Annotated in this window: 6 protein-coding genes; 3 read left to right on the forward strand and 3 right to left on the reverse strand. The window is 71.5% G+C overall.

Going from position 1 to position 9,106, the window contains the following annotated elements:
• Positions 1-185: 185 nt before the first annotated feature.
• Positions 186-2,201 carry a sigma-70 family RNA polymerase sigma factor gene (locus AB0K36_RS34070; protein WP_364601594.1) on the reverse strand — a complete coding sequence of 672 codons (2,016 nt, stop codon included), beginning with the start codon at positions 2,199-2,201 and terminating at the stop codon, positions 186-188.
• A 199-nt stretch (positions 2,202-2,400) separates the two neighbouring features.
• Positions 2,401-3,177 (reverse strand): TetR/AcrR family transcriptional regulator, encoded by a 777-nt coding sequence (locus AB0K36_RS34075; RefSeq protein WP_364601596.1) that lies wholly within the window; start codon positions 3,175-3,177, stop codon positions 2,401-2,403.
• Between the two features lie 324 nt (positions 3,178-3,501).
• On the opposite strand from AB0K36_RS34075, the gene AB0K36_RS34080 reads away from it, so the two are divergent.
• Complete coding sequence (locus AB0K36_RS34080; protein ID WP_364601598.1) at positions 3,502-4,977, forward strand: NAD(P)/FAD-dependent oxidoreductase; 1,476 nt, start codon at positions 3,502-3,504, stop codon at positions 4,975-4,977.
• A gap of 127 nt (positions 4,978-5,104) precedes the next feature.
• A complete protein-coding gene (locus AB0K36_RS34085; RefSeq protein WP_364601600.1) occupies positions 5,105-6,784 on the forward strand; it encodes an ATP-binding SpoIIE family protein phosphatase in 1,680 nt (559 codons plus the stop codon).
• Positions 6,785-6,796: 12 nt separating this feature from the next.
• On the opposite strand, the gene AB0K36_RS34090 is transcribed toward AB0K36_RS34085, so the two are convergent.
• A complete protein-coding gene (locus AB0K36_RS34090) occupies positions 6,797-8,095 on the reverse strand; it encodes an MFS transporter (protein ID WP_364601602.1) in 1,299 nt (432 codons plus the stop codon).
• A 135-nt stretch (positions 8,096-8,230) separates the two neighbouring features.
• Between AB0K36_RS34090 and AB0K36_RS34095 the strand changes: the two genes are divergently transcribed.
• Complete coding sequence (locus tag AB0K36_RS34095; protein WP_005315409.1) at positions 8,231-8,800, forward strand: MarR family winged helix-turn-helix transcriptional regulator; 570 nt, start codon at positions 8,231-8,233, stop codon at positions 8,798-8,800.
• Positions 8,801-9,106 lie beyond the last annotated feature (306 nt).

The raw sequence follows: 9,106 nt of genomic DNA on the forward strand, positions 1-9,106 counted from the left end.
CCCCCTACGGCCTGGCGGCCGTGGGAGGTGCCCCCAGGCGGGCTGGATTTCGCTCTGCGAAATCAGCCTCGCCGGCGTTTGAGGCGCGGGGGTCCGGGGGCGGAGCCCCCGGTTCGGGAAGGGGCGGGGTGGGGAAACGGCCCCGCGCAGCGGCCACGCGCCCGCACCCGCCATGCCCGCCCCGGCTACTCGCACGTGATGCGTGACTCCGCCCAGTCCCCCAGCGCCACCTGGTCCCGTGGTGTCTCCGGTTCCGCCACCAGGCGGATGGTGCTGCGGCCGGTGATGGGCACATGGACGGGGACCGCCGGTTCGCCGCTGCGGACGACGGGGGAGCTCCACAGCCGCGTCCCGTCCCCGTACACAGAGAAGCGCACCGCGCCCATGCCCAGGCCGCGCGTCAGGTCGTCGATGCCGACGAACGCTTCGTACGTGGTGCACCGGCGGTTGAGGTCGATGGTGATGGACGACTTGGCGTGCACGGTCGCCCCGTGCGCGTACTGCGTGCCGCCGATGGACATGCCGGAGCGCTGCCAGAGCCAGCTGCTCTCGCCCAACCGGACCTCCGGTCCCGTGTGATCGCCGAAGGTCCCGTATTCCAGGCGGCTCACCTGGTAGACCTCAGGCGCGGGCGGCGGCGGGGGCGGTGGAGTGGGAGTGGGCGACGGCGTGGGCGTCGGTGAAGGCGGCGGCTCAGGCGTGGGGCTCGGCTCCGGCGGAGTGGGCTTCGGGGGTGCCGGCGTGGGCTCCGGTGCGGCCACGGGCTCGACGACCGGCACCGGCGGGGGCTTCGGCGCGGGCGGTGCCGGGGGCTCCGGCTCGGGTGCGGGCGGTGGCACCACGGGCTGGGCGACCGGCGGTTTCGCCACCGGATCCGGGACCGGCTTCGGGTCACCGGAAAGGGCCCAGACCAGACCGGCGGCCGCGACCGCGGCGACGGCGGCCGCGATCCCCACCTTCGCCGGGGCGCCGAGCCCTTCGGCCGCAGCACCGCCCGCGGCGCCGCCCGAGGTGCCACCTGCGGCGCCCCCGGTGGCGGCCGCCGCCGCTCCGGCGCCCGCGGCGCCCGCTGCGCCGCCCGCCACGATGCCCGCGGCCTTGAGGGAGTACCCCGCGGCGAACCAGCCGATCACCGCGACCGGCAGCAGCGCCGGAATGCCCGCGTTGACATGCGCCAGCTCACCCGCGGCGAGCCGGCACTTGGCGCACTCGTCCAGGTGCTTGCGAAGCCCGCGTTCCGCCCGCATCCGCAGACCGCCTCGGGCGTAGGCGCCCAACCGGTCCGCGTAGCGCGCGCAGTCGCCGCCTGTGGTGAGCGAGGTGCTCACGTGGGCCTGGAGATACGCCTGCTTGAGGCCCTCGCGCGCCCGGCTGGCGAGCACCGCCGTCGCGTTGGCGGTCAGCCCGAAGAGCGGTGCGACGTCGCTCGGCGACTCCTCCTCGACGGTGGTGTGCCACAGCACCGCCTGCCAGCGCTCCGGCAGTGACCGGAACGCCTGCATGGCGAGGGACCGTTCCGCCTCGTGCATCGCGCGTACGTCCGCGCCGAGGTCGAGGGTGTCCTCGTTCGACGCGTCAGCGCTGCGGGCCGCCTCCGTGGCGAACGCCGCGAAGTCCTCGACCAGTTGCTCCCGCTTCGCGGTCTTCATCCAGTGCGCGGCGACGCGACGGACCGTGGTGAGCAGGTAGGCCCGCACGGCTTGCTCCGGCCCGGCGCCGCCGCGCACCGCCTGCAGGGTCCGGGCGAACACCTCGGCGGTCAGGTCGTCGGCCGTGTCGGCGTCCCGGCAGCAGGTGCGGGCATAGCGCCTGATGGCGTCCGCGTGGCGGCGGAACAGCTCCTCGTAGGCGCTGTCGTCACCGTCCCGCATGCGCAGAATCAATTCTGCGTCTGCCGGTGGCAGTTCGCGGGGCGGAGGCAGCACCGAGTGGTGACTGCCGGCCTCCCGCTGCTGCGGCACCGCGTAGTGATCCTGCGGCTCCGAAGACTCCGCCGGCTCCGCGGACAGTGTCCTGGGCACGTCCGGCGAACCGTCGGTCGCCTGACCTGCCTGACCTGCCTGACCTGCCTGACCCGCCGGCCCGGTCCCGCCCGAGGAATCACCCCGGCCGCCCTGGCTGGGCACCTGGGAGGCGGACAGCTCGTCCGCCTCCGGCCCGGCCGCACCGCTCAGCGACTCGTCCCGCCCGTCACCGCTCATCGCGGAAGCCCCCGTAAGCACCTACAGACCCGTAACACCGGGCAAGCGTGCCACACAGTCGCCCTACGCCGAACCCTCCCGTACGGCAACCACCCGTCCGGGGAAACTTCCACGGATCCGGTCCCTCCCCGTCACCCGTAAGAGGCACACTGCGGCGGGCGTACGGGCACGGTGCGTTGACGTGCGGGAAGGCGCGCGATCACACCGCTCGGGGGCGCAGGCCCTCGAGCAGAATGTCCAGCAGACGGGCCGAGGCCGCCTCCTGCTGTGCGGCGTCGGGCAGCGAGGGCGCGGCCGTGGCTATCACCAGCAGCACGTCGGCCACGGTCACATCGCCCCGAAGCTCTCCCGCCGCACGGGCCCGCTCCACGAGCCGGCCCACCACCTCCAGCAGATCCGCCGCACCGCTGTCGTCCTGTTCCTCTGCCGGTATCGGCCGTGGTGGCACCACACGCAGCCCGGGCTGTGCCGCCGCCCGCTGCTGCGGTACCCGGGTGTCGTCCAGCGGCTCGGTGTCGGTGACGACGGTCGGCTCGTCACCGTCGACTCCCACCCGCAGCACCTGCGGTGGCAGCAGGCGACCGGCGCCGGACGCCACCGACGTGCGCAGGAAACGCGCGAGCGCCGACCACGGCTCTTCCTCCTGGCCGAGCGCGGTGCGTGCCTGCTCGGTCAGCCGGGACGTCTCCTCCTCGGCTATCCGCCGCACCAGGACGTCCTTGCTGGGGAAACGGCGGTACACCGTCCCCACGCCGACCCGCGCACGCCGGGCGACGTCCTCCATCGGCGCGCCGTAACCCAGCTCGCCGAACACTTCGCGCGCCGCCCGCAGGACGTGCTCGAGATTGCGCTGCGCGTCCACCCGCAGCGGTGCTGAGCGGCTGGTCCCGCCCGATCCCGCGCGGCCGCTCCCATTGCCGTCCGCCGCCGATGCCGGCGCGACGGCAGACTGCCAATGCGAATCCTGAATATGCATGAGCGTTCCCCCGGTCATGTCGTCTCCCCCCGGAGACCTCCCCGCTGTCCGCCGGGCATGTCGTGACCCGACACCCCGACCGAGTACGAACATAGTTGAGCCCGAGTCAATTCAGAAGGGGGTACTTCCGCACGGAGCGCCCCCCGATCGGAGCAAGGGCCGGAAGGTTCCCTATTACGCCCCGGGACCCCGACCCGCCCGTCGTGTCTGACCTGCGTGGCTTCCTTTTTGCCCCGAGCTGGGCACGGGCCCGCCGGAAGCCGCCTTCCGGTCACACAATTTGCCGGGCCTGTGGACAAACTCCCGAGGCCGTTGCCTCATGGGATGGTGAAGGCTGCAAACACCCGGGGCACGACCCCCGGCACCCCGCCGCTCAAACGCATTCTCGTCGTCGGCGGCGGTTACGTCGGGATGTACACCGCGCTGCGCCTCCAGCGGAAGCTGAAGCCCGAGCTGGCGCGTGGCGAGATGGAAATCGTCGTGGTCACGCCCGACCCCTATATGACGTATCAGCCGTTCCTCCCGGAGGCCGCGGCCGGTTCCATCTCACCGCGCCATGTCGTGGTTCCCCTCCGCCGTGTTCTCGGCAGATGCACGATCGTCATCGGCGAGGCCAAGGCCGTCGACCACGCGAAGCGCACGGCGACGGTCAGCACGCTCGCGACCGAGGAGGAGGGCGCGGGCGCCGTCGAGATCACCTACGACGAGCTGGTCATCGCGCCCGGGTCCATCTCCCGCACCCTTCCCGTCCCCGGCCTCGCCGACTTCGGCATCGGTTTCAAGACGGTCGAGGAGGCGATCGGCCTGCGCAACCACGTCATCGAACAGATGGACATCGCGTCGTCGACCCGCGACCCGGCCATCCGCGACGCCGCCCTGACCTTCGTCTTCGTCGGCGGCGGCTACGCGGGCGTCGAAGCCCTGGCCGAGCTGGAGGACATGGCCCGCTACACCTCCCGCTACTACCACAACATCAAGCCGGAGGACCTGAAGTGGATCCTCGTCGAGGCTCAGGGGCGCATCCTTCCCGAGGTCGGCGAGCAGATGGGCAGGTACGCCGTACGTGAGCTGCGCGCCCGCAACATCGACGTACGCCTCGAGACGCGCCTCGACTCCTGCGAGGACCGTGTCGCCGTCCTGAGCGACGGCTCCCGCTTCCCCACCCGGACGCTCGTGTGGACGGCCGGCGTCAAACCCGCCCCGGTCCTCGCCGCCACCGACCTGCCCCTGAACGAGAGGGGACGGCTCAAGTGCACCGCCCGGCTCTCCGTCGAAGGCGTCGACCACGCCTGGGCCGCCGGTGACGCCGCGTCCGTCCCCGACCTGACGTCCGACAAGCCCGGTGCCGAGTGCGCGCCCAACGCGCAGCACGCCGTGCGCCAGACCAAGGTGCTCGCGGAGAACATCGTGGCCTCGCTGCGCGGCGCGCCGATGCAGGACTACGCGCACAAATACGCGGGATCGGTCGCGTCCCTCGGCCTGCACCAAGGCGTCGCGCACGTCTACGGGCGCAAGCTGAAGGGCTATCCGGCCTGGCTGATGCACCGGGTCTACCACCTCAGCCGGGTGCCGACCTTCAACCGCAAGGCACGAGTGTTGGCCGAATGGACCCTCTCCGGGCTCTTCAAGCGTGAGATCGTCTCTCTCGGCTCGCTGGAACACCCGCGCGCCGAGTTCGAACTCGCGGCGGGAGGCGGACGACCGGCGAACGGCTCGAAGGAGCAGCCGCCCGCCGGTCAGAAGGAAGGGCCCAAGGAGCAGTCGGCCGACGGATCACCCGATGGCCCCAAGGGGACCTGACGGCGGTTCGGCAACTCGGGAAAGACGACTGTCAGTCCGGTCGGCCACACTTGACGTGTGACCATAGGTGGGCTCACACCTGCACAGAGTGACCCTTGGCGACGATCCCATTGAGGCTAGAAAGTCAGTGAACTTCACGCGTTGGAGCGCCAGGCTCCCCGGTACGCAGCGCCGCGCCGCGGCGCGGGGAACCGACCGAGGGCTCTCCCCGGCGCAGCGGTCCGAGGGCTCCGTGCCCGCGGCCCGCGGCGAGTACGGTCACTCCGAGCCCCCGTCCGACGTTCCGGCGCTGGAAGACTTCTCCGTACCGGAGATGCTCGGCCGCCTGCCCGCCCTGGTCGCGCTCGTCTACGGCCCTGAGCACCGCATCGCCTACGTGAACGACGCCTATGCCGCCGCCTTCGGGCCGCGGCCGGCCGGAGCGGTCGCCGCCGACGTGTGCCCCGAGCTCGTGGAGCTGGGTCTGCTGCCGCTGATGGACCAGGTGCTGCGCAGCGGCAAGCCGCGCACGGTCAAGTCCCGCAGGATCCAGGGCAGCGCGGAGTCGGCCCGGCGGGGCGAAGGGTCGTACACGATCACCTGCCTGCCCGCGGAGCGAGCGGACGGCAGCAAGGAGACCGAAGGCGTGCTCGTCTTCGCGGCCGACGTCACCGACCAGGCGGAGGCGGCGGAGCGTCTGCGGGCCAGCGAGCGCCGCCACCGCGAGACGGCCGTGACGCTTCAGCGTTCGCTGCTCCCGCAGGAGCTGGAACAGCCCGACGACCTCCGCTTCGCGGCCACCTACCAGCCCGGCGGCATCGACGCCGCGGTCGGCGGTGACTGGTACGACGTGATCACGCTCGGCGCGGGACGCACGGCGCTGGTCATCGGCGACGTGATGGGCCGTGGCGTGCGGGCTGCCGCCGTCATGGGCCAACTGCGCACCGCCGTCCGCGCCTACGCCCGGCTCGACCTCCCGCCGCACGAGGTCCTCCAGCTGCTGGACGGCCTGGCCTCCGAGATCGACGCCAGCCAGATCGCCACCTGTGTGTACGCCGTCCACGACCCGAACGAAGGCCGTCTCGTCTACGCGTCTGCCGGCCATCTGCCGATCCTCGTGCGCGACGAGGACGGCACGGTCCACAAGGCGGCGGAACCGACCGGTCCGCCGCTCGGCACCGGCGGCTGGCTGCACACCTCGGGCGCCATCGACCTGCCGCCCGGTTCCACCGCCGTCCTCTACACGGACGGTCTGGTGGAACGCCGTGGTGAGGACATCGACGAAGGGGTGGCCGCGCTGGAGCGCGCGCTGTCCGGAGCGACCGGCAGCCCGCAGGTGGTCTGCGACCGCCTGATCCGTTCCCTGGGCGTCACCGCGGAGCACGACGACGACGTCGCCGTGCTCGTGCTTCAGCACCCGACGCGGAAGGGGGCGGACGCAGAGCTGTTCCACAACGCCGCCCTGGACCTGCTCGGAGGCATCGAGGCGGCGCCGCGTGCCCGGGCCTTCGCGTCAGGGGTGCTCGCCTCGTGGCGGTTCTCGCCGGAGCTGCACGACCTCGGAGTGCTGGCGGTCAGCGAACTGGTCGCCAACTCTCTCCAGCACGGCACCCCGCCGATGCGGCTCAGACTCCGCCGCACCGACCGCCGCCTGATCGTCGAGGTGACGGACGGGGACGACCATCTGCCGCGCCGCCGCCGCGCCGAGACGGAGGACGAGGCGGGCCGCGGTATCTCCATCATCGCGACGATCGCCTCGTCCTGGGGGAGCCGCCGCACCCCGGGCGGCGGCAAAGCGGTCTGGTGTGAGTTCGCCCTGCCGCGCTGAAGCCGCCGGGCCTCAGCGGGCGGGGGCGACCGCGTCCTCGGGCTTGTGCACGGCGACCACGCGGGTCCTCGTCGCGAGCGTGGGCCGGTCCTGCACCGGGGTGAGCCGCTTGCCCAGCCGCAGCGCCAGCACCGTGACCGAGAGCGAGAACAGCACGAACGTCACGATGTACGGGCCGTGCAGTGCGGCGCCCATCGGCCCGCCGACGGCCGGGCCGACCGCCAGGGCGAGCTGCTTGACCAGGGCGAAGGCGGAGTTGTACTGCCCGACCATCGCCTCCGGTGCGAGGTCCGCGACGAGCGGCGCCACGGTCGGCGAGAGCATCGCCTCGCCGAGGCCGAACAGCGCGTACGTCGAGATGAACGCGGCCGTCGCCATGGCCTGGCTGCCGTGTCCGAGGCCCGCGTAGCCCGCCGCCAGCCATGCCACGGCCCAGATGAGCCCGACAGAGGCGATGACCCTGCTGCGCCTGCGCCGCTCCACGAACCTGAGCACCAGGAACTGCGCCAGCACGATGACCGCGGTGTTGGCCGCGAGGGCCGTGCCGAGGGTCGCGGGCTCGATCCCGGCGGCCTCCGTGCCGTACGCGGCGAGACCCGACTCGAACTGGCCGTAGCAGGCGAAGAAGAGGACGAAGCCCAGGACGAGCAACTGCACCATGGCCCGGTGGCCGAGCAGTGCTCGCAGTCCGCCCCTGGCACCGGACTCCGCGCCGGAGGGACGCGGGTCGTGGAGTGTCGGGGAGTGGGGGAGCCGCACGGTCAGGGCGATCGCCGCGAGAACGAGGAACATGGCCGCCTCGATACCGAACAGCAGCGTGAAGCTCGCCGGCCGGCTCTCGTCGACGATGTGTCCGCCGATCAGGCCGCCGACGCCGAGTCCCAGGTTCTGCAGGAAGAACTGTGTGGCGAAGGCGCGGGTGCGGGTCGCCGTCTCCGAGCACCAGACGATCATCGTGGCGAGCGCCGGCTGCATCACGGCCGTACCGGCGCCGAGCAGCGCGGCCGACAGTACGACTGCCGGGATGCTGTCGGAGAGTCCCATGCCGACGGCTCCCGCGGAGGCGAGCACGGCGGCGGCGACGAGCACGGGCAGCGGCCCCCGGCGGTCGATGATCCGCCCGGTGAAGGGCAGGGCGACGAGCGCGGCCATCGCGAAGACCGCCAGCACGGCACCCGCCGTGCTCGCGCCCAGCTCACGCACCTGCGCCACATAGACGTAGAGGTACGGAACGGTGAAGCCGAGCCCGAACGCGCTCAGCGCGTTCCCCGCCTGGATCCGGCGCATCGCTGCACCCTTCGCCTTGGTCACACTCACCTGCTTCTGGTCGAGAAGTCGTCCCGCCCGAAGGACTGAACACTGAAGACTTCAACGCTAAAGTTCAACACTGAAGAGTACACATCGAAGGACTTCAATGCCAATGAGCGCCGTGCCATACTTCGGCGCATGCCTACCGAGACCCCTGAGGCCTCTCTGACGTCCGGCCCGCACGAGCCGAGCCTCGACGAACAGATCGCCGCCTACCAGCGCGAATTCGGCGATCTCGACCCGCAGGTAGAGAAGGTGGTCTCCGCCCTCGGCCGGCTCAACCGCCGGATGAACGTCGCCTACGGCCGGCAGGTCGCCGATCTCGGCATCAGCAACACCGAGTGGGAGGTCCTGAAGACGCTGGTGCTCTCGGGCTCCCCCTATCGCATGGGACCCGGTGAACTCGCCAAGCGCCTCGGCCTCACCCCCGCCGCGATGACGCACCGCATCGACCGCATGGCCGGCGAAGGCCTGGTCACCCGCGACCGCGACGAGAACAACCGGGTGCGCGTGATCGTCGAGCTGACGGACGAGGGCCGCGCCAAGTGGCTCGAGGCGATGCGCATGGCGACGAACTTCGAGGAGGACCTGCTCCAGGACCTCTCGGGTGACGAGCGGGCCGTCCTCGGCGAGCTGCTCATCCGCGTGCTGCGCCGGGTGGAACACGACCAGCCGGATGCCGGCGGGCGGCTCACCGACCTGGACTAGCGAGGCCGCGAGGCAGGGTTGACACGGCCCTCCCCGATCCGTAAGGTTCTTCGAGTTGTCACGGGGCCGGAACGGTTCTGCGACAGCCATCCCGCCGCGAACGCGGCAACCAAACTCTGCACGATCTCCCAGCCGGGACGAATTTCGGCATGCCGAAATTCATTTCGAAAGCTCGATTATGAGCAGCCCGGGAAATCCGCTAGAGTTTGAGCGTCGGAACGGCCCAACAGCCGTGAAGACAACTCCCGCTGACCGGGAATCAGGCCCGAAAGAGTCTGATAGAGTCGGAACCGCCGGAAGGCCGAA

The organism is Streptomyces kurssanovii (genome assembly GCF_040677245.1).
Classification (GTDB): domain Bacteria; phylum Actinomycetota; class Actinomycetes; order Streptomycetales; family Streptomycetaceae; genus Streptomyces; species Streptomyces kurssanovii.

Bases quoted from the DNA above. Each gene is read 5' to 3' on its own strand.
- AB0K36_RS34070 (WP_364601594.1), bottom strand. From the start codon at position 2,201: ATGAGCGGTGACGGGCGGGACGAGTCGCTGAGCGGTGCGGCCGGGCCG.
- AB0K36_RS34075 (WP_364601596.1), bottom strand. From the start codon at position 3,177: ATGCATATTCAGGATTCGCATTGGCAGTCTGCCGTCGCGCCGGCATCG.
- AB0K36_RS34080 (WP_364601598.1), top strand. From the start codon at position 3,502: ATGGTGAAGGCTGCAAACACCCGGGGCACGACCCCCGGCACCCCGCCG.
- AB0K36_RS34095 (WP_005315409.1), top strand. From the start codon at position 8,231: ATGCCTACCGAGACCCCTGAGGCCTCTCTGACGTCCGGCCCGCACGAG.